Genomic DNA, 26798 nt, shown 5'->3' on the forward strand with positions numbered 1-26798 from the left:
TTTATTCCATACCGTGGAGTGAACCGACAAGCGCCCACATCACAACTACACCAACGATGGTCGCCATAATTGTGTAGCGAGATTTATGCCGTGAGTGCGCCTCAGGCAAAATGTGTGAAGTCGCAAGGTAGATAACAATTCCGGCAAAGAGCGCCAGATAAAGTCCAACGAAGTTATCGTTGACGGCAAAACTAGAACCAATCGCGGCACCGCTGATACGGGCAATTGCATCAACGCCAAGGAGCCAGAGCCCCTTCTTGCTCCATGATCCGCTCTTAATTAAAAATGAAACTGTATTTAGGCCATCAGAAAATGCGTGGACAAGAAGTGCGATAAATACTGCAACGCCTAAGTTATTGCTGACTGAGAATGCAACGCCAAGGGCAACACCATCGAGAAATACGTGGCCACCCATGGCAAGGGCACCGAATGCGCCAGCGATGTTAGATGAGTGTTCATGTTCGTGGCCGTAATCAGATTCGGCGGGTTCGTGTGAACCGAAGAGTTGTTCGTAGAAGTGCAAAAGCAAGAAACCTGCAATCAACGCAATTGAAGCAGCAGGTGCATGGAGAATCTCTTGGGTATTTAACTCGAAGATTTCTGGAAGAAGATCAAAGGCGACTAGACCAAGGAGTAGTCCTGCCGATAGCCCAAGTATGAGATGGAGGCGATCCTTAGATTTAATGGCCAAGTAACCGCCGGTGGTTGTTGCGATTGCAGTCGAAGCTGCCAAGATGATTGCGATATTCATGGCTGGAAGGTATCACAAATGAAAATGATTTTCATTTCCGTATGCCATCTACGGCGTGGCGCTAGGCTCAAGCCATGATCGCGATCGCAAGATTTGAGCAGGCGTTGAGCCAAGCAGTGGATTTTCGTGCTGAACTCGAGTCGGTTAAGGCGGTCTTATCTGAAGCCGCTGGATTTATCTCAGCCACGGTCGGCCAGAATTTAGATGAGCCAACCCTTTGGGTTTTAACGACTGAATGGGAGAACGTCGGCTCTTATCGCAGGGCGCTGAGTTCAACTCGTGCAAAGTTAGAGGCGATTCCAGTGCTGGCTCGCGCAATCGATGAGCCCGGGGCGTACGAGTAAACTTAGCCCACGATTACAACGCCCGTTGTGATTCGCCGACAGCCAGCCGGATGGATGGAGTTCTTGAAATGGCCGTAGATCGTTTAGAAAATATTGTCTCCCTCGCCAAGCGACGTGGATTTGTTTATCCCTCATCAGAAATTTACGGCGGACTTCGCGCCTCTTGGGATTACGGCCCGTTAGGCGTTGAACTTAAGAACAATGTAAAGCGCCAATGGTGGAAATCCATGGTGATGGGCCGTGAAGATGTTGTCGGTCTCGACTCATGTGTGATCTTGGCGCGCGAAGTTTGGGAAGCATCTGGACACGTTGCAACATTTAGCGATCCGCTTACCGAATGTACCGCTTGCAACAAGCGTTACCGCGCAGACCATCTTGAAGAAGCGTATGAGGCAAAGCATAAGAAGAAGCTCGAATCACTTGCCGATATGAACTGCCCGGCTTGCGGAAATAAAGGCCAGTTCACAACTCCAAAACAATTTTCAGGTTTGCTAAAAACATTCCTTGGACCCGTTGAAGATGAATCAGGTCTTGCCTATTTGCGCCCAGAAACAGCGCAAGGAATCTTTATCAACTTTGATCAGGTAATGACGACATCACGTCGCAAGCCACCTTTTGGTATCGGCCAGATCGGAAAATCTTTCCGTAACGAGATTACCCCTGGAAACTTCATCTTCCGTACTCGCGAATTTGAGCAGATGGAGATGGAGTTCTTCGTAGTGCCTGGCACCGATGAAGATTGGCACCAGTACTGGATCGATACTCGTCTTGCTTGGTACAAGGATCTAGGAATTAATCCGGATCGCTTGCGTATCTATGATCATCCAAAAGAGAAGTTATCTCATTATTCAAAGCGCACAGCAGATATCGAATACAAGTTTGAATTCGCCGGCACCGAATGGGGCGAGCTCGAAGGTATTGCTAACCGCACCGATTTCGATCTAAAGGCGCACTCTGCAGCTTCTGGCAAAGATCTTTCTTACTTTGATCAAGAGAAGAACGAACGCTGGACACCTTATGTAATCGAACCCGCAGCAGGTGTAGACCGTTGCGCACTTACCTTCCTTATGGATGCCTTCACTGAAGATGAAGCGCCAAATGCGAAAGGCGAGATGGAAAAGCGCGCGGTACTTAAGCTCGATCACCGTTTAGCTCCGGTTAAGGCTGCCGTCTTGCCACTTTCACGTAACGCGGATCTTTCGCCAAAGGCGCGCGATCTCGCTGCGCAATTGCGTAAGAACTGGAATATCGATTTTGATGATGCTGGTGCAATCGGTCGTCGCTACCGTCGCCAAGATGAAATCGGTACTCCATATTGCATCACCATCGACTTTGAAACACTTGATGATCAAGCTGTAACAATTCGTGATCGCGACACTATGGCGCAAGAGCGAATTGCTATTGATCAAGTAGAAGCGTGGCTTGCTCCAAAACTGCTTGGTTGCTAATTCAGTGTCGCTGACCCTGCCGCTTGCAAGTGGTGACCATGTAATTGATCCACCGGTGGTTCTTGCGCCGATGGCGGGTATAACCAACTCTGCTTTTCGTGCGCTCTGTCGCGAACAAGGCGCTGGGTTGTTTGTCTCGGAAATGGTTACTGCTCGGGCTTTAATCGAAAGACGTCCCGACACCTTACGCATGATCGCACCTGGCGCCGGAGAATGGCCACGTTCGGTGCAGTTGTACAGCGTTGATCCGCACACGATGCGCGCCGCAGTAACGATGATCGGTAAAGAGAATTTAGCCGATCACATTGATATGAACTTTGGTTGTCCGGTTCCGAAGGTAACTCGCAAAGGCGGGGGAGCCGCTCTTCCTTACAAGCGAAAGTTATTTTCATCCATTGTTGACGCAGCGGTACAAGCGGCAAAACCATTTGGAATTCCAGTCACCGTAAAGATGCGTATCGGTATTGATACCGATCACCACACATATTTAGAAGCGGCAAAGTCAGCATCAGATAGCGGTGTTGCTTGGGTAGCACTTCATGCGCGCACTGCAGAGCAGATGTATGAAGGAAAAGCTGATTGGTCGGCGATCACGCGCTTAGTTGAACACTTGAAGCCAACCGGAACGCCAGTACTTGGAAATGGCGATATCTGGTCAGGCGCAGATGGCATAGCGATGATGGAGCAGACAGGTTGCGCCGGCGTTGTAGTTGGTCGCGGATGTTTAGGCCGACCTTGGTTATTTGCCGACCTTGTCGATTCCTTTAAAGGCGGAGATAAGCGAGTCCTGCCATCGCTCTTTGAAGTTCGCGAAGTTATGTTCCGTCACGGCGAATTGATCGTGGATTACTTCGAATCCGAAGATCGTGGATGTCGCGACCTGCGCAAACATATGGCTTGGTATTTAAAGGGCTTTAGAGTTCCAAGTGAGCTCCGCCGCCAATTCGGAATGCATTCCTCTTTGGCCGAACTTCGCACTCTGCTAGATCAGTTAACTGATCAGCCATATCCAGCTGAAGTCGCCGAAAAACCACGTGGTCGCGTTAGCCATGGCCGGCCACCAACCTTGCCAGATGGTTGGTTATTAGATCCAGATGAAGATGTCTCTGTTGAACTAGAAGATGCGTTTTCGGGCGGATGATCTTCTTTAAAATAATTCGCCGCGTAATTGCTGCAGTACTTTTGATTGTTATCGCTGTACCTCTGTACGCGTTAGGCGTGACCTGGCAAGCAGCAAATAATCCGCTGACTCGCAAGGGCGATGTAATAGTTGTATTAGGTGCAGCGCAATTAAATGGACGACCAGGTGAAGTTCTAGAGGCGCGTCTGCAAGAGGCGAAACGAATTTATGAACTCGGTCTGGCGCCAAAAATCATTACCGTTGGTGCCGGCGCTCCTGGTGATCGCACAACGGAAGCAGCATCTGGAAAGTATTGGTTATCAAATAATGGTGTTAAGTCGCGCAATGTAACTTCGCTCGAAGTTGGACGCGATACTTGGGTCTCAACTGAAAACTATGTAAAGTTTATGAAGGTCAAAGATTGGAAAGATGTAATCATCGTTACCGATCCATTTCATTGCCGCCGTGCAATGACGATGGCTAATGATTTAGGCGTGGTCGCAACCTGCTCGCCAGTAAAGACTGGTCCAAACTCCTTGGAGAATTCCGGAAAGCGCTATTTAGTGCGGGAAACCGGGGCTTATCTCTCGTATGTGACCTTAGGCAGACGCGGCATTCATATCAGCGATCATTTAGGGTAGGGCTATGAGCAGCGGTACAGAGAATTACTCAGAGAAAGATCAAGAGCGTTTTCTCTTTGAACCTGCCAAGCGCCCTGGCCGAACCGAATTTATGCGCGATCGCGCACGCGTTATTCACTCAGCAGCGCTGCGTCGCTTAGCTGCAAAAACGCAAGTAGCTGTTCCTTGGGAGAATGATTTTCAACGTACTCGCCTTTCACACTCTTTAGAATGTGCGCAGATTGGTCGCGAACTCGGTGAATCACTTGGTGCAGATCCCGACTTACTTGAAACTGCTTGTCTCTCGCATGATTTAGGCCATCCACCATTTGGCCACAACGGTGAAGAAGCTCTCGCGGAAGTCGCTAAAGATTTTGGTGGCTTTGAAGGAAATGCTCAGAGCTTTCGCTTACTTACTCGCATTGAAGCAAAGACCGTTGATGGAGATGGTTCAAGCGTTGGTTTGAATTTAACTCGCGCGTCTCTTGATGCGGCAACCAAGTATCCGTGGCCGCGTGCGATCAACCCACGTAAATTTGGGGTCTATGACGATGATGTCGAGATCTTCAATTGGATGCGCCAAGGTGCACCATCTGATCGTAAATGTATCGAAGCACAGATTATGGATTGGTCCGATGATTGTGCCTATTCTGTACATGATCTCGAAGATGCAATATTTGTAGGCCAAGTTAAGGTCGATAACTTTGAACACGACTTTGATATTTTGCATAAAGAGATGTGCGATGGATATGGCTCAACCGCAACTAAAGAGGAAGCAGCAGCGGCTTTGCAGCGTCTGCAACAACTTTCTTGCTGGCCGCGTTATTACGATGGCAGCCATCGCTCACTTGCTCGCCTGAAAGATTCAACTTCACAACTCATCGGTCGCTTTGTGCTTGCCGCCGAACTTGAAACTCGAAAAGTCCACGGTAATGGTGCGCTCCGCCGATACGATGCAGATCTAGTTATTCCACGCGAACAAGAAGTGGAAGTAGATTTCCTGAAGGCAGTGGCCGGTCATTACTTAATCAACGCTGCAATTTCGCAAGAGCGTTATGCCAAGCAGCAGATCGTTATTAAGGAGCTAGTTGAGATGTTGCATAAGCACGCTGCAACTTCACTGGACTCGATCTTCGTTAAAGATTGGGAGCGCTCCAGCGATGAGACCGCGCGCATGCGCATCATCATCGACCAAGTTGCCAGCCTCACCGATCCCGGGGCCTATGCGCTCCATGCCCGCTTGAGCGCGCTCTGATATCGGCCTAGAGAGATAACATGTATTTATGAGCGGACGTATTAAGGAAGAAGATGTTGCGCATGTGCGCGAGCGCTCACCTATCGATGAAGTCATCGCAGATTATGTACAACTCAAATCTGCCGGTGGTGGCCAGAAGAAGGGGCTCTGTCCTTTCCACGATGAGAAATCACCTTCATTTCACGTAACCCCAAGTAAAGGCTTCTTCCACTGCTTTGGCTGTCAGGCAAGTGGCGATGTAATCGCTTTCTTAATGAAGATAGATCACTTGAGTTTTACCGAAACTATTGAACGCCTTGCTGATCGTATGGGTTATCAATTGCGGTACGAGCAAGGAAATTTCACGCCAGCACCTGCTGGCAATCGCTCGCGATTAATTGCCGCTAACGCACTTGCCGCCAAGTTCTATCAAGAGCAGTTAAATACTTCACCACTTGCAGCACATGCGCGCGAGCTAATGACCAAGCGCGGATTTGATAAAGGCGCCTGCGAAACTTTCGGTGTTGGTTATGCCCCAGATGAATGGGATGGCCTAACTAAATTCTTGCGCGAACAAGGATTTACTATCGATGAACTTGAAACTGCTGGGCTCTCCAAGATGGGACAGCGCGGACCAATCGATAAATTCCGCAATCGCCTTACCTGGCCAATTAAAGATATCTCTGGCGATGTAGTTGGTTTTGGTGCACGAAAGCTGGCAAGTGATGAAGAAGATCAGGGTCCTAAGTATTTAAATACATCTGAGACCCCAATTTATAAGAAGAGCCAAGTCCTTTACGGCCTTGATATGGCGAAGAAAGAGATCGCGAAAAAGCGCCAGGTTGTAATTGTTGAAGGCTACACAGATGTAATGGCGGCGCAGTTAGCTGGAATAACAACAGCAGTTGCAACTTGTGGCACTGCATTTGGTGCAGACCACATCCGCATCATCCGCCGTTTACTTATGGATGACGATGCTTTCCGCGGAGAAGTTATCTTCACCTTCGATGGTGATGCGGCAGGCCAAAAGGCTGCGATGCGCGCCTTTACCGAAGATCAAAAGTTTGTAACTCAAACCTTTGTGGCCGTTGAGCCAAATGGGTTAGATCCATGCGATCTGCGCCAACAGAAAGGCGATCTAGCGCTACGCGATTTGATTGCTAAGCGCGTTCCGCTATTTGAGTTTGCGATACGTACTGAGCTTGCGCTTCATAAATTAGATTCCGCCGAAGGTCGCGTTAACGCGCTAAATGCAACTGCGCCGTTAGTTGCGCAGATTCGCGACAAGTCACTTCGCCCCGAGTACACACGTTTGCTTGCTGGTTGGTTAGGCGTTGAAGTCGAGACAGTTTCATCTGCCGTTGCGCAAGGTGTTAAGCGCCAGCCACAACAGAGCGCGCCAGTTGTAAATGGTGAAGAAGAAGCGCCACAAGTGCAGTGGCGCCCAAATCCACAAGAGCCGCGTTTAATTCTGGAACGTGAAGTATTGAAGGCGCGTCTGCAGATGCCATCTTTGATATCAAATTGGCGAGAGATTGAAAGTGGCGCCTTTACACATCCGGCCTACATTCAATTGGCTCAGATAATTGCTGCAGTTGATGAGCAGAGTTCGATTGAGATTGAACAAATCTCAGATGAGAATATGCGCGCGCTCTTTACCGAATTAAATGTTGAGCCGATTCGCGCCGATGGTGAGGTCACTGGCCACTATGTCGAAAGCATTGTTGCGCGCCTGCGCGAAGTTGGAATCTCGCGAGCGATCGCAGAACTTAAATCTTCGCTGCAACGGTTAAATCCTGTAGAAAATGAGCAGGAGTACAACCAAGCCTTCGCTAGCCTGGTGGCCCTTGAGACCACCCGCCGCGGTCTGCACGATCTCGCGCTTCGCTCGATTTAGACCCACTGCGCCTCGTGCGCTAGAGTGTGCGCCTGCACGACAAGTTGTAAATCTTTGCCCCATAGCTCAGTTGGTAGAGCGCCGAACTGTTAATTCGGATGTCCCTGGATCGAGGCCAGGTGGGGCAGCCAGCAAGAGATTTAGACCTTAAGGGTCTAAATTGAGTTTATGAAGTTAAAAGCCTCATGGAGAAATCAACTCTGGCCGCTGCGCGTTATGCGCCTCTGGCTTGGCGCTACTTGGATCTACGCCGGTTGGGATAAGGCAAGTGATCCAGGGTTTTTAACTTCTGGTTCTCCAACATTTATCGGATCACAACTTGCGGCATACGCGCAAAATTCACCGATTGATTTCTTACTCAACAAAATTTTAGATCACGCAACTCAGGTTGGTATTTTGGTGATGGTTGCAGAATTTGCAATTGGTTTTGCAACGCTTCTTTGGATAGCGCCAACATGGGCAGCCTTTGGCGGTTTTTTAACCTCCCTATTTCTATGGCTGTCTAGTACATGGAACGTTCAGCCATATTTCTTAGCAAGCAATTCGGTCTACACGGTTTTTTGGTTCACTTATTTCTTATTCCTCTACGGCTCTCGTCGCAAGAGCAATATCTCAATTGATCGCCGCGGCTTTATCCGCGTTTCATCGATTGCCGCACTAACCGTTGTGGGTGTTGGTCTTGGACGCTTGTTCCCTAAGAAAGCGGCAGCGGTGAGTGCTGGCCCCGCAAAAATCATTGAAGACGCGTCACTAGCGGTCGGTAAGATACATAACTTCACTTCTAAATCAGGTTCACCTGCAGTTTTATTTAAGAGTAAAACGGGAGTTTATGCATATTCAGCAGTCTGTACCCATGAAGGATGTACCGTGCAATACAACTCAGCATCTAAGAATCTGCAATGCGGATGCCATGGTGCGGTATTTGATCCAGGAAATGATGGAACAGTTGTGACAGGCCCTACAAATAAGCCGCTACCTAAGATTAAGGTAGCCGTTGAAGGTGCCTGGATCGTAGAAGCCTAATAATCTTTACACCGAAATCACAGGATTCGCTAAGAAATAAGAGAGATGATCAAGCCATGAAAATCACACGCACACCTCTAAAAGTAACTATCGCTTTTGTTGCCGGCGCTCTCTTGGCCGGAACCGTTGCAACCGCCGCGACCACAACTTCCGCAGGCAGCGTTGTAGTTTGTGCCGACAACCGCACCCAGGCTTTGACTTTAGCCAAGAGCAACTCTTGCCCTGTAAACAAGACTGCAATCGAAATTGGCAATAACTCTATAAATGCCAAGACAATTTCAGCGCTAGTCACACCATCTGTGGTTTCAATCTCCGTAAAGACTGCATCAGGCGGAGGAACCGGATCAGGATCGATCTATAAATCCAATTCGACTATTAGCTACATCATCACCAATAACCACGTAGTTGAAGCAGCCGCAACTAGCGGCACAATAAAAGTTGAGTTTGCTGATGGCAGTGAAATTGCTGCAACTATTGTGGGCCGTGATCGCATGTATGACATCGCCGTCTTGCAGGTAAAGAAGGGTAATTTGCCAGCAATTGCACTTGGTGATTCTTCTAAGATCAGCGTAGGCGAAGAAGTTTTAGCAATTGGTTCACCGCTAGGGCTTGCAAATACCGTAACCCAAGGAATTATCTCTGCCCTTAATCGCCCAGTTACAGCTGGAACAACTGATTCCACATCTTATGTAAATGCGATTCAAACTGATGCGGCAATCAATCCAGGTAACTCTGGTGGTGCACTCGTTGATGCGCAAGGTCGAATCATCGGCGTTAACTCTGCAATTGCCACTCTCACTTCAGGTGGAGTCAGCGGCAGCATCGGCTTGGGATTCTCAATTCCGATCAATGAGGCAAAGCGCGTTATCGATGAAATCATTGCAACTGGCAAGTCAACACGTCCGGTTATGGGCGTTGTCTTCGATGATGTAACAGCAGATACCCAAGCAAAGATTCTGCAGCTAACTCCTGGTGAGGGCGCAGAAAAGGCTGGCGTAATTGTTGGTTCGATCATCAAATCAATCGATGGCGTAAAGATCGCCAATCGTGATGCTGCCATTGTGAAGATCCGTTCGTACGCACCAGGTGCAGTTATTACAGTGGTAATGACCTTGCCTGATGGATCATCAAAGACCTACAAGGTCACACTCGGAACAGCTCCCGCGGTTTAATTCACCTAAAAGTTAGGTGCGCGGTAGCCTTCACCCATGGCGTTATTTAAGTTAGAGATCTCTCTTCCAGATCGACCAGGTTCACTTGGCCTGCTGGCATCTGCAATTGGCGCAGCCGGTGCAGATATCCGCGGCTTAACTGTTCTGAAATCTGAGGATGGCCGTGGTTTTGACGAAGTAACCGTTGCCGTGCCTGGATCTGATCCAACAGATTTAATTGAGGTTCTAGGCGCAATCGGTGGCGTTGAAGTTATCTCGTTTAACGCTCTCTAATTACTGATTACAGCTGCGCCGCTACTTGGTAGCGAAGTAAAAAACCTTGGTTCAGTAAAGCCTGCTGATTTAAATGCCGCAGCTATTGCAACCTTTGCTTGATCAATATCGGCAACTTTAAAGAGCGCTATAGCGCTTCCGCCAAAACCTCCACCAATCATTCGCCCGCCCAGTGATTTATTGGCGAGAGCGGTTGCGACAGCGAGATCTAACTCGGGGCAAGATATCTCAAAGAGATCGCGTAACGATGCGTGTGATTGGGTCAAGATTTCGCCAACTGATTTGAAATCAGCGAGTTTCAAGTGTTCAACGCATTGGTGCACGCGGGCAATGTCATTTACAACATGTTCGGCTCGCATATATTCAAGTTCGGTTAACTTTGAACGCGAACTTTCCAACTGCGAAATTGAAGAATCACGTAACGCCTTGATGCCGAGTTTTGCCGCTGCAGATTCGCAAGAGGCGCGTCGTTCGGCGTAACCACCATCGACTAGCGCGTGGTGGGCTCGGGTATCAATAATTAAAAGCTCAAGGCCAGAACTTGCTAGATCAAAAGGAATTTGTTCGGTGCTTAGGTCGCGACAATCAAGTAAGAGCGCGCTACCTGCCTGCGCCATAAGCGATACCGATTGATCCATGATTCCGCAGGGCATTCCTACATATTCATTTTCAGAACGTTGAGCTAAACGCGCTAGATCAGGTAGCGATAGATCTGCTGTAAATAATTGATTGAGTGCGATTGCGATCGAACACTCCAGTGCGGCAGATGAAGATAAACCTGCACCGAGTGCGACTCGACCATCGACCAAGATATCTAACCCAGTCGTTATGCGATTACCAAAAGCCCAGATAACTCCCAAGATGTAACGTTCCCAATCGCCAGCTTTATCAGGGGATATCTGATCAAGAGAAGTTTCAATTACTTCACCGGGACGTTGTGCTGATGCGATTCGGATCTTTCGATCGCTGCGTCGTTTAATTGCTGCATAGGTTCGATCGCTGATAGCAAATGGCATAACAAAGCCATCGCAATAATCGACATGTTCTCCGATTAAATTAACGCGCCCCGGCGCCTCGGAAATCATTTCTGGTGCTTGCCCAAAGAGCGCTGTGAAATCAGAGCTCAACATCTCGCAACTGACCTGCAGATTGTTCAGGCTTTAGATCCATGATGAACGCACCCATCGCAGATTCGCTACCTGCTAAATACTTTAACTTGCCAGGTGCGCGGCGCACACTAGTGATCTGCCAATGCAGGCGCAGTAAATCGCGACCTTCGCGCACCGGTGCTTGATGCCAGGTTGCGATGTAGGCCATATCAATTCCGAAGACGCCATCTAAGCGGCGCATAACTTCTAGCGAAATCTCTGGAAAAGCATCTGCTTGTTCTGGAGTTAGTTCAGCCAAGTCGGCAACTGGATTAAGCGGTGCCACATGTATTTCAAATGGATATCGAGCAGCATATGGAACAAAGGCCACCCAGTGAGCGTTCTTTGCAACGATACGAACCTGGTCTTTTAATTCGCGGGCAAGCACATCATCAAATAAAACTTTGCCGGTTTCATCCATATATTTGCGTGCAACTGCCAGCATCTTCTGAACTCGCGAAGGCAGATACGAATAGGCATAAATTTGGCCGTGTGGGTGAGAGAGAGTTACGCCAACTTCTTCACCACGATTTTCAAATGGTGCGATGTGATGTATATATGGCTCTTGTGAGAGTTCGCGCACGCGGTCGATCCACGCTTCAAGCAGAACGCGCACGCGTTGTGGCGTTAAATCTTTAAAAGAACCACCATGGTTATCGGTAAAGCAGATTACTTCGCACTTTCCCGCAGCGGTTCCGGCATCTGTTTCTGGACCGACCATATCGGGTGCGGCCCAATCACCTTCTGGTTTGCGTAGCGAAGGTGAGCGGTTATCAAAGACCACAACTTCATAATTTGTATCAGGAACTTCAGTTAGGAGTTCACCTTTTGTCGGACAGAGCGGACATAACTCTTTCGGTGGCAAGAAGATCCGCCCCTGACGGTGGGCCGCCATTACAACCCATTCATTTAGCAGCGGATCAAGGCGAAGTTCGCCGATACCAGGTTGCTCTTCTTTAGGGCGTTGATCTTGTGCTGTGCGAGATTGACCTTGCGAGTCGTAATACCGAATGGTGCGGCCATCTGCCATCGCTAAATTATTGCGAATAACTCCAGCGCTTAGCTTTTTCTGCTCGCTCATAATGGGTTAACTCTAAGCCTTAACGGGTGCGATTTAGCGTTATTCAACCCAGTTAAAGGTCCGCTCCACTGCACGTTTCCATTGCGCTGCGCCAATGGTTCGGGTTTTCTCATCACTTTCTGCCTGCCATCGCCGATCTTGGCGCCATTGCGCTTTAACTTCATCGGTTGATTTCCAGAAACCAATTGCTAAGCCCGCTGCATATGCCGCACCTAGCGCTGTGGTTTCGGTTATCAAAGGTTTGACTATCTCGATGCCCATTACATCTGCTTGTAATTGCATACATAGTTGATTTGCAGTTATACCGCCATCAACTTTCATCTCAGTCATTGCAATGCCGCTATCTGCAACCATCGCTTCCATAATCTCCATAGTTTGATAGCAAATCGCATCCAAGGCAGCACGGGCTAGGTGTGCCTTAGTTGTGGCACGCGTTAGACCAACAATTACTCCACGCGCATCACTGCGCCAATACGGTGCAAATAGACCAGAGAAGGCGGGTACAAAGTAAACCCCGCCAGAGTCTTTTACTTGTAGCGCAAGTGCTTCGACTTCAGATGCAGATGAAATTATTCCGAGTTGATCACGTAACCATTGAATAGCTGAGCCAGTTACCGCAACTGAGCCTTCAAGGGCATATTGCGCAGGTTGGTCGCCGAATTTGAAGCAGACTGTTGTTAAGAGACCATGTTTGGAGCGAACAATTTCGGTTCCGGTATTTAGCAGCGCAAAGTTACCGGTGCCATAAGTAGTCTTGGAACTTCCCTTTTCAAAACAGGCTTGGCCAACCATGGCAGCATGTTGATCGCCGAGAATTCCGGCGATAGGGATTTGGGCTGCAAAGGGACCGCTCTTAATAGATTCACCATAAACTTCAGATGATGATTTGATCTCAGGCAGAATTGCTAATGGGATATCAAAGATCTCCAGCAGCTCGCTATCCCAAGCAAGAGTCTGCAGGTTCATAAGCATGGTGCGCGATGCATTTGTTACATCTGTTATGTGCAGACCGCCAGATAAATTCCAGGTGAGCCAAGAATCAATCGTGCCAATGCGAAGGCTTCCTGCGGCTAGCGCCTGTTTAACAGAAGCCACATTATTTAGCAGCCAATTGACTTTGCTCGCTGAAAAATAAGGCGCAATCGCAAGGCCGGTGCGGCTAGTTAGGAGTTCCTTATCTGATTGAGATAGGCCGTCTAGGAAATCAGCTGTCCGGGTATCTTGCCAAACAATTGCGTTATGTAGCGCCTTACCGGTCTGCGCATCCCAGGCCACGATCGTTTCGCGTTGATTGGTAATGCCTATTGCACTTATTTCTATCGAATCCAGACCAGCCTTTTTTTCAGCGGCGGAAATTGCTTCTTTGATCACCGATTGTGTGTTCTGCCAGATCTCACCAGCATCGTGCTCTACCCAACCAGGGTGAGGGGTGAATTGTTCGTGTTCCTTCTGAGCAATAGCAATAACAGCGCCTGATTTATCAAAGATCATGCAACGAGTGCTGCTCGTTCCTTGATCAAGACTGGCTATATATGACATATCCTTAAGCCTATAACGAAAGTATTCGAGACGGTAGGGCGGGAGAGTAAATGTTTGATTCGCAGTTAAATCCTGCGCAACGTATCGCCGCCCTTAAGTCTTTGGCATCAGATGAATTCGATGTACTAATTATTGGCGGGGGAGTCACGGGTGTTGGTTCAGCGTTAGATGCCGCATCACGCGGATTGAAAGTAGCTCTAGTAGAAAACCAAGATATTGCAGCCGGTACATCAAGCCGCTCAAGCAAGTTGATTCACGGTGGACTTCGCTATCTAGAACAATATGATTTTAAGTTAGTTCGCGAAGCGTTGCATGAGCGCGAGTTAATGGTTTCCTCGCTAGCACCACATTTAGTTAAGCCTGTTGGATTCTTATATCCGCTCCATGAAAAGTATCGCGAACGCACGTATGTCGGTGCAGGTCTTGCTCTCTACGATGTGCTCCGCGGTTTTCAGCGCGCACTTCCTTGGCATAAACATTTAAGCGAGAAGAAAATCGCAACCACCGCGCCATCTTTACGTGGCGATCTGATTAATGGTGCAATCAAGTACTTTGACGCTCAGGTAGACGATGCTCGTCACACCTTGGCTGTTGCACGTACTGCAGCGCGCCACGGAGCAATTATCGCTACCCGCGTTCAGTGCGAAGAGCTAGTTCGCGATGGAAAGCGCGTAGTTGGCGCGAAGGTTCGCGACCTTAACTCTGGCAAGAAGATAACTGTTAGCGCGAAGGTAACTGTGATGTGCGCTGGTGTTTGGAGCGATGAGCTCCATGAGAAATTTGGAATCAAACCTGGATATAAAGTCGCCATGAGTAAAGGCGCACATATCGTGTTGCCAAAGAGCGCGATTAAATCTGAGGCCGGAATAATCCTGAAAACTTCAGTTTCAGTCCTATTTATTATTCCTTGGGCCGATAAATGGATTGTTGGTACAACAGATACTCCATATAAGGCAGATCGCACCAACCCGGTCGCCACTAAAGAAGATGTTGAATACATAATTGATCAGGCAAATCGCGTGTTACATCCCAAGATTGATGCCGCTGACATTCTCGGTGTTTATGCTGGCTTGCGTCCGCTGGTGGCAAACGCAGCAGGAGCCACAACCACAAAACTCTCACGCGAACACACCGTCGATCGCCCAGTCCCAGGATTTGTAAGTATCGCCGGCGGCAAGTACACCACCTATCGCGTTATGGGTAAGGATGTTATTGATCTAGCCGTTAACGATCTACGTCGCATCGTTGCCGAATCAATTACCGAGAAATTACCTGCAATTGGCGCTGATGGTTACTTTGCTTTGGTGCAACAGAGTGCGCAGTTGGCACAGATGAGCGGCTTAGCGCAAACAACAATTACTCATCTCCTAGATCGCTACGGATCGCTAATTAACGAAATATTTGAAATCATCGACGCAGATAAGAAGATGGCAGAACCGCTCACGCCAGAACTTGCCTATCTAAAAGCAGAGATCATTTATGCAGTAACCCATGAGGGAGCACAGAGCGTTGATGATGTTCTCTCTCGCCGCACGCGAATTGCATTTGAAGCAAGCGATGGCGGCGAAGCGATTGCCGCAACAGTTGCCACACTGATCGCTCCGATATTGGGTTGGGATGCCGCGGCGAAGAAAGCGTCCGTTTCTGAATTTACAAACCATTTAAAGAACGAACGAGCTGCGCTAGATAAATTGCTTACTCGTACCCGCTAATTCTTAATCTGATTCCTGCATCCATCAGTAGTTGGCTTCTTTGTAGGAGCAACAGTTGGCTTCGGAGTAGGTGTTGGTAGGTTTGGATCTCCCGGCAAAATCGATAGCGTAATTGGTGATCGACTTTCTGCGTGGGTACCAGTTGCATCTTTAAATCCGATTCGCCCGGTCCATGTTCCCGCAGGTATTCCCTTAATAGTTAGCTTCCAAGATCCGCTAGTTGATCTAACCACCGTCTGAACTGGCTTAGGTTCGATTGGATTATCAGAGTTGGTATAGAAACGAACCGTTCCTGTCACAACTGGTTTGCCATCTGGGCGAGTTACATCAACTTCTAACGTCACAGGTTTATCACTGGTCGTAAATTTCAAATTCTTAAATACCAATGTGCTTGTTTCATTGATTGGCATTTGATCAACTACTTCGGGAAACCAACTTCCCTTGACCAAATCTAAGAAGGCGCTTGGCTCGCCTCGGAATACATTTAAATCAAGGCGCGATCCGGGAACTCCATACTTTGGTGCGATACCGCAGGAAGAGTATTGCCAGATGATCCATTGTGATGAGCAGTTAGCAGCGGTCCAAGAGTGCACATAGCAACCGCCTTCCTTAAGCCCAGGTTGTCCAAGTGGATCGGCGGGATCAATTCCATATTGCGCCAGCCAGAGTGGATATTGGCGCAGCTCGTTATCACGGACCATCGCACCTTCCAAGAAGCTCGGGTATGAATACAAGATTGGCATACGGTCGGTTTTTTCGCGCAGCACTTTAAGGAAAGTTTTTGCCCAGAGAGTTATCTGCGCCTTTGGTAGATATCTGGCACAAGTTTTCCCAGACAGGCGCACACAGTTATTCTCTAAATCAAGCGCATAAGGAAGGTCGCGATCGTTGTAGCCGCCAAGTGCGCCGAGGCGCCAGATAACTTTCTGAGCTTGGGTTTGCGCATCAGTTATTACTTCAGCATCTGTCTTTACATCTGGCAAAACCGCATAATGGTAGAAACCGGTATACATTCCTGCAGCCTGCGCCGCCAATCTATCCATGATCACATATTTCAAGGCAAGCGCATCTGCTTCATCGCGAGAATCCGATGCTTTGATCATTACAAAGCGCATTCCAGCGCTGTACTTCTTAACAAAATCAATCGGTGCGCCATTCGGATGTTGCCATCGACTTACATCAGAGCCATGGATTCGCCCGCCTGGACCGAGCTGATCAATCATTACTGTTGATGAAGCGCTAGAAATTTCAGGAACAGAGCGCACTGTTATCTCACGGATATTTGAGTAAATACTCTTTGAGCCTATTTTTACCTTGGCGCGATATTTAACTTGGGCATTTAGCGCGGTCGCAACAGCGACAACTTTCCAAGTTCCCACCCGCGCTGTTCTAGTTTGAAATCTCGTATCTTGCCATTTGCCATTTAACTGGATCTGGATCTCTACCTTTACCGCAGATTTTGCCGGCTTTAGATTTCCGTAGAGAGTGACAACTGGTTCTTCTCCACCCGGAGTTTGAAGGACGGTCAGGCTCAACTTTGAGGTAGCAGCGTTACTTGAAACAGTTTGAATTGAGAAGAGCGCAAGGCTCATGACAAGCACCGAAATTATTTTTTTCAAGCTAATTCCTCAATTTCAATCGAAGTAGATAGAACTTCTTGGATTGAGGCCTTAAGTGAGTTCTCTAGCTTTACTCTCGTCGGAGAGTATTCATGCCCACCAGAGAATTTGCGGGCATCAGAGAAATCCAATTTCAAGGTAGTTCCGTCGAATTCGGCAAGGCGAGCATCGAAGTAGGCGATCCAAGCGACGCGATCATGCGACTCAAGATGGTCTAAAACATCATTCCACCGGCTACGAAGTTCGGCCAAAGTAAGGGAAGTGGACATGGCACAAACTTTAGTGGCTGCGTTAAATAAGTTAGAGCTAGTGGCGCGGTGCGCCGATCCATTTGAAGTATTCGCCAGTTAAAACAACGCGCAAATTCTGTGCCCTATCTGGGAGTACTTGTAAATGCTGTGCGATTCGGGCGACTATCTGTTCTACCGATTTCTCGCTGACAACCCGCACCTTTGCTATCTCAGAGTTACTCAAACCTTTAGCGAGTAAGCGGAAGGTCTCGATCTGTATATCTGTGAATTCATTGAGAATAGATGAAAAGGAGTTCTCGTGCAGAGAGCCATGGCTATCTACCCAGGCCATCTTTTCCTTGGCATCTACCGCTGCAATCGAACGCACGATCGAGTGGCTAACGACGGTAAGGTCTGCGATTGATTTCTTTAAAACTATCTGCGCACCTTGTGGAATCTGTTTCTCAACTAATCCGAGCAGACGTAGATCAGGGCAGGCCGTAATCAACACAACGCCGAGTGAGGGATTTACTTTTCTAAACTTATTTATCAAGGCAAGTGCTTCAGCACCAGCAAATTGCAAATCAATTAGCGCTACTTGAGGCGATAGAAATTTATATAAATTTTCGGCGATTTCCGTGGTACTTGCTTCTGCTACAACATTTACTGAATGCAAACGAAGCGCTGCGCTAAGAGTTGCTAACTCAAAGGCATCATCGCTTGCAACGAGAACTGTTGGAGAATTAGGCACAACTCAAGGTAGTGCATCGGTGATGTCAGGGTGAAGTGAAACTTTAAATTAATTCAAAGAAATAAACTCTGGGGCTAGCCCTACTTTATTATTTTTCGAATTGCTTCAGGAATAAACTCAATAATTGATGAAGATGAGATGGGGGCATCCTTAGATGCTAAAAGTGCAGCGCTATTGTGAATAAATGCGCCAGTTGCAGCAACGCGCGCTAAATTATTTTCATCATTTAAAATTTCAATGTAATTTGTTGCAAGAAGCGCGCCAATTATTCCTGCTAATACATCTCCACTTCCGGCTGTGGCGAGCCACGGTGTTGCTTTTGGAAGTTCAATTAAAAAATCTGGTTGCGCAATATATGTGGTTGAACCTTTCAAAAGGACTGTAACACCTAACTTGTCAGTAGCAACCATCGACCACTTTTTAGGATCTGCTTCAATCGCCTCTGAAGAGACCTGAATACCGCGCTTAGCGAGCAGCTTTGCGAGTTCTCCAGCGTGAGGAGTTATCAAAGTGGGCTGAGTTAACTTCCTGGCCCAGTCCAGCGCACCTGCATCAAGAACTGTCGGCACGCTCTGTGCGCTCATTAACTTAAACCAACGGTGGCGTAGCCATGTTGTGTAATCGCTATATTTCTTATCGCTCACACCTGATCCAACGAGCCAAGCATCGACTTTTCCTGGTTGAACCAGCGCTTCTGGAGCAGCGTGCAGGACAAGGTGAGCCAGTCCAGATGAACTATGGAAGCGCAGAACCCCAAGGCCAGTCGCCAGCGCTGCCTTTGAAGTTAATACAGCAGCGCCTGGAAACTGCGCAGATCCAGTTATTACTCCAAGGGTTCCGCGTGAATATTTATGATCTAACGCGCTTGGAACGATGATGTGCTTCTTTGAATCTTTAGCAGTCCAACGTTGGCTCTTCATGAACGCTATCTTACGCCTGATTGGCTAAAGCCAATTTTGCAAGTATTGTCCCCGTTATGGAAAAAGCACAAGGAAAAGTACGTTGGGGATTTATCGGCGCAGGTTACATTGCAAAGTTAGCGCTATATCCAGCCTTACTAAACTCAAAAGATGGTGAGATCTATGCCGTTGGCGCAAAAGATCGCGAAAGAGGGCTAGCACTCTCACCTTCAGGTTTGGTTTACACCGACTATGACGAACTCCTTGCCGATCCAAAGGTAGAGGCGATCTACATCTCGCTCCCAAATTCACTTCACATCGAATGGTCAATCAAGGCGATGCGTGCTGGAAAGCATGTGCTCTGTGAAAAGCCTGCTGCGATGAACGTTGCACAGTTAAAGGAAGCAATTGCTGTTGCAAATGAAACCGGCTTGATCTTTATGGAGGCGAGCTGGAACCGCTGGCATCCGCGCACTCTGCGCCTTAAAGAGATTGTTGAATCAGGTTTGATTGGTGAAGTAAAGACAATTCGCTCCGCATTTACTTATGACGGTTTAGACCCCGCAAATATCCGTGCGATCTACGAACTTGGTGGTGGCGGGCTTTACGACCTCGGACCTTATTCAGTTGCCGCTCCTATCTGGTTAATGGACTTTGCACCAGTAAGCAATATAAAGACAGATGTGAAATGGCATCCAGGTGGATGCGATGAAACAGTTACAACATCATTTGATATCGGCGGAGCGCGCGCTGAGGCGCTGACTTCGATGAATACTCCCAACACTCTTTACTTTGATGTCGTTGGCACAAAGGGTCGAGTCTCAATGACCGGAAACGATGCCTTTAACTCGCATAACAAACCAAGCACCTTGGAAGTTGAAGTTGATGGAAAGGTAACGGTTGAAAACTTTGCCGCCTGCGATCCTTACCAACTAATGGCTGATGCTATGTCGCGCCGGATTCGCGGGGGAGAAGGTTGGCTTATGCCACATTCTCAATCGATCGCTTTCGCAGAAGTCTTTGAGCGAGCCTTTGAGGTAATGGGACGACCTTAATTAATGTCTTCACCTCTTTGGAGCCCAGGTAAATCCAATAACCCCTCGCTCATTAAATTAAATGAGCTGGCAAAGGCGAAGGATTTTTCAGAACTTCATAAGTGGTCGATAGATAACTCTGCTGACTTTTGGCGCTTTGTTGTAAGTGATTCAGAAATAGTCGGCGATTTTGGAGACACTGCAATCTCTGGCTCTGGTTTTTTTCAAACTGAATTCTTTCCAGGTGCCAAGTTAAATGTAGTCGATACCTTACTTAAGGGAGATCCCGACCAAATAGTTATAACTGAGATCTCCGAATCTGGGCAGCGCCGCACATTTACAAGAAGTGAAGTCAGGAAGTTAGCTAACCAAGTCGCACAGTCGCTATTGAGCGCTGGTGTTGTAGAAGGTGATGTAGTTGCAGCCTGCGTAGCAAATACCGCAGATGTGGTTTCTTTTGCTCTTGGTGCGCTCAAAATTGGTGCGATCTTCTCAAGTACTTCTGCAGATTTCGGTGCGGCAACCGTTTTAGATCGTTTTCAGCAGATATCTCCAAAGGTGCTGTTAGTTACTTCAGGCTATGAGTACAACGGCAAGCAGATAGATTGTCTAGAAAAAGTCAGTGAAATTGTTGCTGGCCTGCCTTCGCTAGTTAAAGTTGTTTCTATCGGATCAAAACCTAATCCATATCTTTCATTTACTGAGTGGCTCAGTTCAAGTGATGGAACGACTGAGATATCAGTTAAGGGTTCCTTTAGTCGCCCTGGATTTATCCTCTTTTCATCTGGAACTACAGGTAAGCCGAAGTGCATTGTTCATAGCGCAGCAGGTGTTCTGCTTAAGACTTTAAGTGAACAGCGTTACCACCTAGATATTCGCGATGGGGATAAAGTCTTTTACTTCACTACTTGTGGCTGGATGATGTGGAACTGGTTGGTTGCCTCTCTTGCAACTGGAGCTGGCATTGTTTTATTCGATGGAAATCCAATGCATCCGGCACCTGAAAGGCTCTTTGATATCGCAGAACAGGAAGAGCTAACCTTTCTTGGAGTTTCTGCAAAGTACATAGATTCACTCCGTAAGATCGAACTTAAGGCGAGCAATTCACACGATCTTTCAAAGTTAAGAACTCTTGCATCTACTGGTTCACCGCTTAGCCACGAAGGTTTTTCTTACATCTATGGTTCGGTCTCGCCAACAGTTCACCTGGCATCAATTTCTGGCGGCACCGATATTTGTGGCTGCTTTATGTTGGGCTGGCCAGAACTCCCGGTCTTTGCAGGGCAGATACAAGTTCCCGCGCTCGGCATGGATGTGCAAGTTTTGAATTCGGATGCAAGCCTGACAAAACCTGGAGATAAAGGCGAGTTAGTTTGCGCCAGTACATTTCCTTCTGCACCACTCTTCTTCTGGGGCGATAAGGAAAATGAGAAATACCTGGCCTCTTACTTTGAAAAGTTTCCAGATATCTGGACCCACGGAGACTTTGTTGAGCCAACCCAAGAATCTGGTTTCATCATGCATGGAAGATCTGATGCAACGTTGAATGTTGCAGGTGTGCGAATTGGAACGGCTGAGATATATCGAATTACCGAGGAATTTGAAGAAGTTCTAGAAAGTTTGGCGGTAGCTCAGAAATACGAGAGCGATACGCGAGTACTTCTCTTCCTTAAATTAAAGCCAGGCTCCGAACTGACAGATGCCTTTTCCGATCAAATAAAGAAAGCGCTAAAGCAGAAAGCGAGCCCGCGCCATGTGCCGGCTTTGATATTGCAGGCGCCAGATTTTCCTAGAACTAAGAGTGGAAAATTGGTGGAGTTAGCGGTTACGAGAGCGGTAAATAAAGAGCCAATCGATAACTTAGGAGCGTTAGCCAATCCTGATTGTCTGGAATGGTTTAAAGACTTAAATCTTTAACGCGTTCCCAAGTACGTGAACTCCAAGAGTTAATCAGCGCCTGCTGCACGCTGACCACATCAACTGCCTCTTTAAAGCTCTGTCCGAACTTTGTGCCTTCAGCAATTGATTGCATAAATGAATAATCTTCAATCGCAACTAGATCTTCAAAGCCAATCGCGTTAGCTTGTCCCGGAACGAAAGCGCCATGGAATGGGAAGCGATCTCCGCCATAAATAGTGGTGTAGCCAGTGTTTAGCGAAGTACCTAACTCGTAGTACTGAAGTTCATTTATCTTCTCTAGGTTCCACATCAGCGAGCCCTTAGTGCCGTAAATTTCAAAGGCGTTCTGGCTCTCTGGGCCAACCACCGTGCGACTTACTTCAAATGTTCCTGTCGCACCGTTTTCAAATGTGCAGAGCATTGATGCAAAGTCTTCGTTTTCAACATCGCCCTTTGGATCAGTTGCCTTACCGCGTGAGTAATGTCCGGCGTTGCCACTTGGTAGCGGGCGTTGCTTAATCGTGGTGTTCTGCATTCCAACTACTTCAGAGATGCCACCAACTAAGAACTGCGCCATGGAAACGCTATGGCTAAGAATGTCGCTAGATACTCCGTAACCAGCATCGGCAAGTTTAAATCTCCAAGTTAAAAGACCGAGTTCGTCACTTCCATACATACTTAAGAAGCGACCGCGGTAATGTGTAATTTCGCCAAGGGCGCCACTGGCAATGAGATTCTTTGCATGAAGCACTAGAGGCGCCCAGACATAGTTATATCCAACGCCAGTTGGTACGCCAGCGGCAGTGGCTAACTTGTATGCCTGAACTGTCTGTTCTGGCTTTCCACCAATTGGCTTTTCGCTAAATACTGCTTTGCCAGCCTTCGTTGCTGCTTCAATCATTGGCAGGTGCAACATATTTGGCGCGGTAACCCAGACAGCATCAACATCATCTGCAGTTGCCGCTTCCATCCAATCGCCGGTTGCGCGCTTAAATCCGTAATCTGCAACGGCGCTCTTCTGGCGAGCAGGATCTACATCTGCACAAACCTGCAAGACAGGTTCAAATGAACGATCTGGAAATAGTGAAGGAATACGCAGCGCAGAACGTGAATGCGCCTGTCCCATCCAACCTAACCCAAGGACGGCGATGCGGATCTCTCTCTTCATTTACTTACCTTTCCATACTTTTCCATTTGCGGAAGTCATTGGACAACGTGGATCTTGTACTTGATCGTTCCAAGAATCTCGGATCCAATGATGTGCTGGATCATCACAGAAAGCCATGCTGCGCTCTGGTGCAGGCCCGGCCATAACGTTTAAGAAATACATTGGATATTCAGGTGAGGCAATTGATGGGCCGTGATAACCGTGAGGCACAACGTAGGTATCTCTATCGTGCAAGGTAACAGTTTCATCGACAGTTTCATCTACGGTGTAAACATGGAAAAAGCCAACACCTTCAGGATCTCCGTGATCTGATCCATCTTTGCCGATCTGGAAGTAATAAACCTCTTCGTTAATTGTTGGGCAACCAGGGAACTTATCGTGGCGATGTGGAGGCCATGAAGAGAGATTTCCTCCCGGTGTTAAGACTTCACATACGAGAATCTTGTGGCATTGGGTAAAGCTAGTTGGAGTTGCAATGTTATTAACCTGACGAGTTGCCTTGCCTGAACCGCGTACTTCAACCTGAACTTGTTCAGCAGGTGTGTAGCAGACTGGGAATTTCTCACTGGCTTGTGCGGTAAGTAGTGCGATCTCACCAGATTTACCACTAAAGGAAACCTTTGAACCAACTGGGAGATAGATCCAATCTGAAACTGCTGCAAATACACCAGTTCTACCTTTTAGAGCAAGCGCCTGACCATCAACCGATACTGAAACGTTTTGTGTTGAAAGCGGAAGTAGAACACCTTCGCAACCGTTTAATTCAACGCTAAACTCAGATTTAGTTGCGAAGTTGTAGGTATAGAAACCGCAGAATTCCCAGCCAGAATCTTTTGGCGTCAATGAGATTTCATGTTCAGCAGTCTTCAGCGTGCCTGCGGGTTTATACCAATTACTCATTTGATTTATCCATTTCTAACTAATTTTTCTAACCATTTGTGCAGCACGAGCAACTGCTGCTTCAACATCTAACTCATCGCCAAACAGTAATGCGCGCCCCGGTACTAAGCCGCGGATATTTGGAACTTTCAGAGCGTTATCCCATTTAGCAAAGACATCTTCCCAATTACTGCCGGGATCTCCACCTAACAATAAAATTGGGCAGCTAGTTGCTGCAGCCACCTTTTCAGGGTTGGCTGGCGCAGGAATTTTCAACCAGGTAAATGCTGAAGACGAACCAAGTCCAGAGGCGATAGAAACTACTTTGATTAACTTCTCTTCAGAAGGATCAAGAACTGCTCTGCCGTTCTCATTCTTAATATATGGAAGTGGCTCAATCATCGATACGAGTTCAAAATCTGCAAGTTGTGTTGTCACGGCCGCGACCATCTCAATGGTTCGCGCGGTGCCAGGATCGGTCTCATCGATGCGCAGCAAAGTCTTTCCACCATCTAGCCCCATGCTGCGAATATGTTCGGCATCGTAGGCAGTCAGGCGATCATCTAGTTCCCATGAAGCGCCAATAATTCCGCCGCGGTTCATAGTTCCGATCGCGACTTTGCCTTCCAAAGCACCGAGCCAAGCCAATTCTTCGAGAATATCTGCGCTAGCCATTACGCCATCAACGCCTGGAAGAGCTAAGCCTCTAACCAACTTATCGAGCAGAATAAATCGATCTGCGATCGCAGTTGGATTATTTCCTGCCGCAATTATTCCGCGCGCGGTGTGGTCGGCTGCGAGCAAGAGCAAACGACCATCTTTACCTGCAACGCTGCGACGTGATCTCTTCTTTAGAGCAAGTTGGAAAGATTTAGGGTTATTGATGCGCGCTTCAATTAGTTCGAGGTAATGCTTTTGCTCTAACTTCACCGATTGCTCCCCATCTCTTCTATAAATCTATTTAAAATCTCTAGCGTTGGCATGGCATCTGCGCACATTAACTCAGATGCCAAATAGGCACCAGCAGCATTTGCGAAGGCACCGATCTTTTCCAGATCCCACCCGCTCAGTAACCCATGGATTAACGCCCCACCAAAGGCATCTCCGGCGCCCAACCCGCAAACCAATTTTATTGGCAAAGGCTTGACGACATGCACCTTCTCTTTAGTCGCCAGCAAAACTCCATCGCCGCCCATTTTTACAATCGCTAATGTGATGCCGCGATTCAATAAATCATCTGCCGCCTTATTCGGATCGGTAATCCCCAGTGCAACATCGCATTCAGCGATATTTCCAATAGCGATCGTGCAATGTGAAAGCGCACGTTGCGCAGCAGCCCGAGCATCTTCTCTGCTCTTCCAGAACGATGGTCGATAATCTAGATCGATAATGGTTTCCTTTGCGCGGCCTCTTATCTCAAGCCACTGGAAGATACTTTCTGCAGTCGTTCCTTGAGAAAGCGCGCAGGCGCTGACCCAGAAGTTCTTAGCGCTCTTCAAAGTCTGGTCATCAATATCTGAGGCGATGAGTTGAGTATCAGGTGCTGACGGTTGGCGATGAAAAATTATCTTCGGATCTTCAGGTGGATCTTGTGAGGCAAGAACAACGGGAGTTAGTCCGCTTTCAGCAACCTTCACAAAACTTGTATCTACGCCAAAACTTTGCAGCTTATTAACTACAAACTCACCAAGTGGATCTACGCCAACCTTGGTAACAATCGCGCTCTTATGACCGAACCTTGCTGCGGCGACTGCAACATTTGTAGGAGATCCACCAATAGATTTTTGAAAAGTCTGTGGCTGGCTAAAGGAGGTGTTTATCTGCTCCGAGAAAAGATCGACGCTTATTCGACCCACAGTTAACAGGTCGAGAGGGGATGTCATCATTTCCTAACTTAAAAGAACGGAGGAGCGCTTCATTATTTATAGCCCAAACTATATAGTGAAGGTCTTGCTTAGTGGAATACGGAGTAGTCCAGCAGATGAGAATTGCAGTCATTGGCGCTGGTCGAATGGGCGCTATTCGCGCCGAAGATTTGCTTTCAGGTGGCGCTGAAGTAACTCTCTTTAACCGCAGAGATAATGTGGCGAAAGAGTTAGCTCAGAAATTGAATTGCAGTTCAGCGGAATATTCAGATCTTCTCAAGTTAAGTTTTGATGGTTATGTCGTGGCGACCGCGACAAATTCGCACATTGCAATTTTGGATCAGTTGATTCCCCTTGGAAAACCGATACTTTGCGAGAAACCAATTTCACTCACCGTTGAAGAGACAGATTTAGTAATTGAGAAATGTAAAAAGCATGGAACAGAAATCCAGGTTGGATTTCAGCGGCGCTTTGATCCACCGATTTCCGTTGCTGCCAACAAAGTTTCTTCGGGCCAAGTTGGAACGCTCTACGCGATGCACATGTACGCACACGATCACCAACCTTCTACCTTGGAATTCCTAGAAGGTAGCGGCAGTATTTATCGCGATCTACATGTTCATGATTTCGATCTTGTTAGATGGATTACTCAGAGCGAGATAAAAAAGGTCTATGCAACACAGTCTGTACGCGAACATCAACAATATGCAAAATACAACGATGCCGATGTTTCGCTAATCTCCCTAACCACCGAATCGGGAGTTCAAGTTGCAATAACTGGTACCCGCCATAATCCTATTGGCCACGATGTTCGCTTTGAAGTCTTTGGCTCTAAAGATTCAATTGCCGTAGGGCTAAATTTGAAGACACCGATTCACGATATTGAAGGGGAAATCGGCTTCAGCGAAATCAGATACACCGGCTTTATTGAACGCTTCCGCCAAGCATTTGCTGAAGAATCTCACGCCTTCATTAAATTCGTAGAAGGAAAAACTCCAAACCCATGTCCGCCTATCAATGCGCGCCAAGCGCTTCGCGTGGCCATTGCTTGTGAAGAATCAATTCTTAGTGGTTCTGCAGTAGAATTGTAAT

General features: G+C 47.7%; 25 protein-coding genes and 1 tRNA gene. 14 read left to right on the forward strand and 12 right to left on the reverse strand.

Annotation, left to right across the window (positions count from 1 at the left end):
• Position 1: 1 nt before the first annotated feature.
• Positions 2-751, reverse strand: a complete 750-nt coding sequence (locus A1sIIB60_RS01775; protein WP_095688913.1) for a ZIP family metal transporter — start codon at positions 749-751, stop codon at positions 2-4.
• Between the two features lie 74 nt (positions 752-825).
• Here A1sIIB60_RS01775 and A1sIIB60_RS01780 point away from each other — a divergent pair, with 74 nt between their 5' ends.
• The 10 genes from A1sIIB60_RS01780 (at position 826) to A1sIIB60_RS01825 (ending at position 9882) form a co-directional block, all read left to right on the forward strand.
• The gene (locus tag A1sIIB60_RS01780) at positions 826-1095 is read left to right on the forward strand and encodes an antibiotic biosynthesis monooxygenase family protein (RefSeq protein ID WP_095688914.1); all 270 of its coding nucleotides are present in this window, start codon (positions 826-828) and stop codon (positions 1093-1095) included.
• A 68-nt stretch (positions 1096-1163) separates the two neighbouring features.
• Positions 1164-2543, forward strand: coding sequence for a glycine--tRNA ligase (locus A1sIIB60_RS01785; protein WP_095688915.1), 1380 nt, complete (start codon positions 1164-1166; stop codon positions 2541-2543).
• Positions 2544-2553: 10 nt separating this feature from the next.
• Positions 2554-3684 (forward strand): tRNA dihydrouridine synthase DusB, encoded by a 1131-nt coding sequence (dusB, locus tag A1sIIB60_RS01790; protein ID WP_095689611.1) that lies wholly within the window; start codon positions 2554-2556, stop codon positions 3682-3684.
• Positions 3681-4304 carry a YdcF family protein gene (locus A1sIIB60_RS01795; RefSeq protein ID WP_095688916.1) on the forward strand — a complete coding sequence of 208 codons (624 nt, stop codon included), beginning with the start codon at positions 3681-3683 and terminating at the stop codon, positions 4302-4304. Before dusB ends, A1sIIB60_RS01795 begins: the two co-directional genes overlap by 4 nt.
• 4 nt (positions 4305-4308) lie before the next feature.
• Positions 4309-5538 (forward strand): deoxyguanosinetriphosphate triphosphohydrolase, encoded by a 1230-nt coding sequence (locus tag A1sIIB60_RS01800; protein ID WP_095688917.1) that lies wholly within the window; start codon positions 4309-4311, stop codon positions 5536-5538.
• Positions 5539-5566: 28 nt separating this feature from the next.
• Complete coding sequence (dnaG, locus tag A1sIIB60_RS01805) at positions 5567-7414, forward strand: DNA primase (protein WP_095677161.1); 1848 nt, start codon at positions 5567-5569, stop codon at positions 7412-7414.
• Between the two features lie 55 nt (positions 7415-7469).
• Positions 7470-7545 (forward strand) — tRNA-Asn (locus A1sIIB60_RS01810).
• A 37-nt stretch (positions 7546-7582) separates the two neighbouring features.
• A complete protein-coding gene (locus A1sIIB60_RS01815; RefSeq protein ID WP_095688918.1) occupies positions 7583-8437 on the forward strand; it encodes a Rieske 2Fe-2S domain-containing protein in 855 nt (284 codons plus the stop codon).
• Positions 8438-8493: 56 nt separating this feature from the next.
• Positions 8494-9609: a S1C family serine protease gene (locus A1sIIB60_RS01820; protein ID WP_095688919.1), complete on the forward strand. Its 1116-nt coding sequence runs from the start codon at positions 8494-8496 to the stop codon at positions 9607-9609.
• A gap of 36 nt (positions 9610-9645) precedes the next feature.
• The gene (locus A1sIIB60_RS01825; protein WP_095688920.1) at positions 9646-9882 is read left to right on the forward strand and encodes an ACT domain-containing protein; all 237 of its coding nucleotides are present in this window, start codon (positions 9646-9648) and stop codon (positions 9880-9882) included.
• Here the strand turns inward: A1sIIB60_RS01825 and galK are convergent.
• Genes galK through glpK form a run of 3 tightly spaced genes read right to left on the reverse strand, consistent with a single transcriptional unit; the run spans position 9879 to position 13650 of the window.
• On the reverse strand, positions 9879-11012 hold the full coding sequence (gene galK, locus A1sIIB60_RS01830; protein WP_095688921.1) for a galactokinase: 1134 nt from the start codon (positions 11010-11012) through the stop codon (positions 9879-9881). The genes A1sIIB60_RS01825 and galK overlap by 4 nt on opposite strands.
• Positions 10999-12111, reverse strand: a complete 1113-nt coding sequence (galT, locus tag A1sIIB60_RS01835; protein ID WP_095688922.1) for a galactose-1-phosphate uridylyltransferase — start codon at positions 12109-12111, stop codon at positions 10999-11001. The genes galK and galT overlap by 14 nt, the downstream gene beginning before the upstream one ends.
• 39 nt (positions 12112-12150) lie before the next feature.
• Complete coding sequence (gene glpK / locus A1sIIB60_RS01840) at positions 12151-13650, reverse strand: glycerol kinase GlpK (protein WP_095688923.1); 1500 nt, start codon at positions 13648-13650, stop codon at positions 12151-12153.
• A 50-nt stretch (positions 13651-13700) separates the two neighbouring features.
• Here glpK and A1sIIB60_RS01845 point away from each other — a divergent pair, with 50 nt between their 5' ends.
• Positions 13701-15362, forward strand: a complete 1662-nt coding sequence (locus tag A1sIIB60_RS01845) for a glycerol-3-phosphate dehydrogenase/oxidase (RefSeq protein WP_095688924.1) — start codon at positions 13701-13703, stop codon at positions 15360-15362.
• On the opposite strand, the gene A1sIIB60_RS01850 is transcribed toward A1sIIB60_RS01845, so the two are convergent.
• From A1sIIB60_RS01850 to A1sIIB60_RS01865, 4 genes are all read right to left on the reverse strand, one after another.
• Complete coding sequence (locus tag A1sIIB60_RS01850) at positions 15359-16981, reverse strand: glycoside hydrolase family 25 protein (protein WP_190279218.1); 1623 nt, start codon at positions 16979-16981, stop codon at positions 15359-15361. The two genes, A1sIIB60_RS01845 and A1sIIB60_RS01850, sit on opposite strands and share 4 nt — an antisense overlap.
• Positions 16978-17250 carry a hypothetical protein gene (locus A1sIIB60_RS01855; RefSeq protein ID WP_095677170.1) on the reverse strand — a complete coding sequence of 91 codons (273 nt, stop codon included), beginning with the start codon at positions 17248-17250 and terminating at the stop codon, positions 16978-16980. Before A1sIIB60_RS01855 ends, A1sIIB60_RS01850 begins: the two co-directional genes overlap by 4 nt.
• 37 nt (positions 17251-17287) lie before the next feature.
• Complete coding sequence (locus tag A1sIIB60_RS01860) at positions 17288-17962, reverse strand: helix-turn-helix domain-containing protein (RefSeq protein WP_095677171.1); 675 nt, start codon at positions 17960-17962, stop codon at positions 17288-17290.
• A gap of 80 nt (positions 17963-18042) precedes the next feature.
• A complete protein-coding gene (locus tag A1sIIB60_RS01865; protein WP_095677172.1) occupies positions 18043-18882 on the reverse strand; it encodes an ADP-dependent NAD(P)H-hydrate dehydratase in 840 nt (279 codons plus the stop codon).
• A 56-nt stretch (positions 18883-18938) separates the two neighbouring features.
• Between A1sIIB60_RS01865 and A1sIIB60_RS01870 the strand changes: the two genes are divergently transcribed.
• Both A1sIIB60_RS01870 and A1sIIB60_RS01875 read left to right on the forward strand, forming a co-directional pair.
• The gene (locus A1sIIB60_RS01870; RefSeq protein ID WP_095688926.1) at positions 18939-19916 is read left to right on the forward strand and encodes a Gfo/Idh/MocA family protein; all 978 of its coding nucleotides are present in this window, start codon (positions 18939-18941) and stop codon (positions 19914-19916) included.
• 3 nt (positions 19917-19919) lie between these two features.
• Positions 19920-21812: an acetoacetate--CoA ligase gene (locus A1sIIB60_RS01875; protein WP_095688927.1), complete on the forward strand. Its 1893-nt coding sequence runs from the start codon at positions 19920-19922 to the stop codon at positions 21810-21812.
• Here the strand turns inward: A1sIIB60_RS01875 and A1sIIB60_RS01880 are convergent.
• From A1sIIB60_RS01880 to iolC, 4 genes are read right to left on the reverse strand one after another with little or no spacing between them, the layout of a single operon-like run.
• Positions 21793-22962 (reverse strand): Gfo/Idh/MocA family protein, encoded by a 1170-nt coding sequence (locus tag A1sIIB60_RS01880; protein ID WP_095688928.1) that lies wholly within the window; start codon positions 22960-22962, stop codon positions 21793-21795. The genes A1sIIB60_RS01875 and A1sIIB60_RS01880 overlap by 20 nt on opposite strands.
• Positions 22963-23862 (reverse strand): 5-deoxy-glucuronate isomerase, encoded by a 900-nt coding sequence (gene iolB / locus A1sIIB60_RS01885; protein ID WP_095688929.1) that lies wholly within the window; start codon positions 23860-23862, stop codon positions 22963-22965.
• Between the two features lie 15 nt (positions 23863-23877).
• Positions 23878-24771, reverse strand: coding sequence for a Cgl0159 family (beta/alpha)8-fold protein (locus tag A1sIIB60_RS01890; RefSeq protein WP_223298704.1), 894 nt, complete (start codon positions 24769-24771; stop codon positions 23878-23880).
• A complete protein-coding gene (gene iolC / locus A1sIIB60_RS01895; protein WP_095677177.1) occupies positions 24768-25727 on the reverse strand; it encodes a 5-dehydro-2-deoxygluconokinase in 960 nt (319 codons plus the stop codon). Before iolC ends, A1sIIB60_RS01890 begins: the two co-directional genes overlap by 4 nt.
• A gap of 71 nt (positions 25728-25798) precedes the next feature.
• Between iolC and A1sIIB60_RS01900 the strand changes: the two genes are divergently transcribed.
• Positions 25799-26797, forward strand: coding sequence for a Gfo/Idh/MocA family protein (locus A1sIIB60_RS01900; protein ID WP_095677178.1), 999 nt, complete (start codon positions 25799-25801; stop codon positions 26795-26797).
• The last annotated feature ends 1 nt before the right edge of the window (position 26798 follow it).

This window comes from Candidatus Planktophila lacus, from assembly GCF_002288385.1.
In the GTDB taxonomy this organism is placed as follows: domain Bacteria; phylum Actinomycetota; class Actinomycetes; order Nanopelagicales; family Nanopelagicaceae; genus Planktophila; species Planktophila lacus_D.

What these genes read in the sequence shown, in the direction of transcription:
- A1sIIB60_RS01775 (WP_095688913.1), bottom strand. Translation starts at nt 751, where the DNA reads ATGAATATCGCAATCATCTTGGCAGCTTCGACTGCAATCGCAACAACC.
- A1sIIB60_RS01780 (WP_095688914.1), top strand. Translation starts at nt 826, where the DNA reads ATGATCGCGATCGCAAGATTTGAGCAGGCGTTGAGCCAAGCAGTGGAT.
- A1sIIB60_RS01785 (WP_095688915.1), top strand. Translation starts at nt 1,164, where the DNA reads ATGGCCGTAGATCGTTTAGAAAATATTGTCTCCCTCGCCAAGCGACGT.
- A1sIIB60_RS01795 (WP_095688916.1), top strand. Translation starts at nt 3,681, where the DNA reads ATGATCTTCTTTAAAATAATTCGCCGCGTAATTGCTGCAGTACTTTTG.
- A1sIIB60_RS01800 (WP_095688917.1), top strand. Translation starts at nt 4,309, where the DNA reads ATGAGCAGCGGTACAGAGAATTACTCAGAGAAAGATCAAGAGCGTTTT.
- dnaG (WP_095677161.1), top strand. Translation starts at nt 5,567, where the DNA reads ATGAGCGGACGTATTAAGGAAGAAGATGTTGCGCATGTGCGCGAGCGC.
- A1sIIB60_RS01815 (WP_095688918.1), top strand. Translation starts at nt 7,583, where the DNA reads ATGAAGTTAAAAGCCTCATGGAGAAATCAACTCTGGCCGCTGCGCGTT.
- A1sIIB60_RS01820 (WP_095688919.1), top strand. Translation starts at nt 8,494, where the DNA reads ATGAAAATCACACGCACACCTCTAAAAGTAACTATCGCTTTTGTTGCC.
- A1sIIB60_RS01825 (WP_095688920.1), top strand. Translation starts at nt 9,646, where the DNA reads ATGGCGTTATTTAAGTTAGAGATCTCTCTTCCAGATCGACCAGGTTCA.
- galK (WP_095688921.1), bottom strand. Translation starts at nt 11,012, where the DNA reads ATGTTGAGCTCTGATTTCACAGCGCTCTTTGGGCAAGCACCAGAAATG.
- galT (WP_095688922.1), bottom strand. Translation starts at nt 12,111, where the DNA reads ATGAGCGAGCAGAAAAAGCTAAGCGCTGGAGTTATTCGCAATAATTTA.
- glpK (WP_095688923.1), bottom strand. Translation starts at nt 13,650, where the DNA reads ATGTCATATATAGCCAGTCTTGATCAAGGAACGAGCAGCACTCGTTGC.
- A1sIIB60_RS01845 (WP_095688924.1), top strand. Translation starts at nt 13,701, where the DNA reads ATGTTTGATTCGCAGTTAAATCCTGCGCAACGTATCGCCGCCCTTAAG.
- A1sIIB60_RS01855 (WP_095677170.1), bottom strand. Translation starts at nt 17,250, where the DNA reads ATGTCCACTTCCCTTACTTTGGCCGAACTTCGTAGCCGGTGGAATGAT.
- A1sIIB60_RS01865 (WP_095677172.1), bottom strand. Translation starts at nt 18,882, where the DNA reads ATGAAGAGCCAACGTTGGACTGCTAAAGATTCAAAGAAGCACATCATC.
- A1sIIB60_RS01870 (WP_095688926.1), top strand. Translation starts at nt 18,939, where the DNA reads ATGGAAAAAGCACAAGGAAAAGTACGTTGGGGATTTATCGGCGCAGGT.
- A1sIIB60_RS01875 (WP_095688927.1), top strand. Translation starts at nt 19,920, where the DNA reads ATGTCTTCACCTCTTTGGAGCCCAGGTAAATCCAATAACCCCTCGCTC.
- A1sIIB60_RS01880 (WP_095688928.1), bottom strand. Translation starts at nt 22,962, where the DNA reads ATGAAGAGAGAGATCCGCATCGCCGTCCTTGGGTTAGGTTGGATGGGA.
- iolB (WP_095688929.1), bottom strand. Translation starts at nt 23,862, where the DNA reads ATGAGTAATTGGTATAAACCCGCAGGCACGCTGAAGACTGCTGAACAT.
- iolC (WP_095677177.1), bottom strand. Translation starts at nt 25,727, where the DNA reads ATGATGACATCCCCTCTCGACCTGTTAACTGTGGGTCGAATAAGCGTC.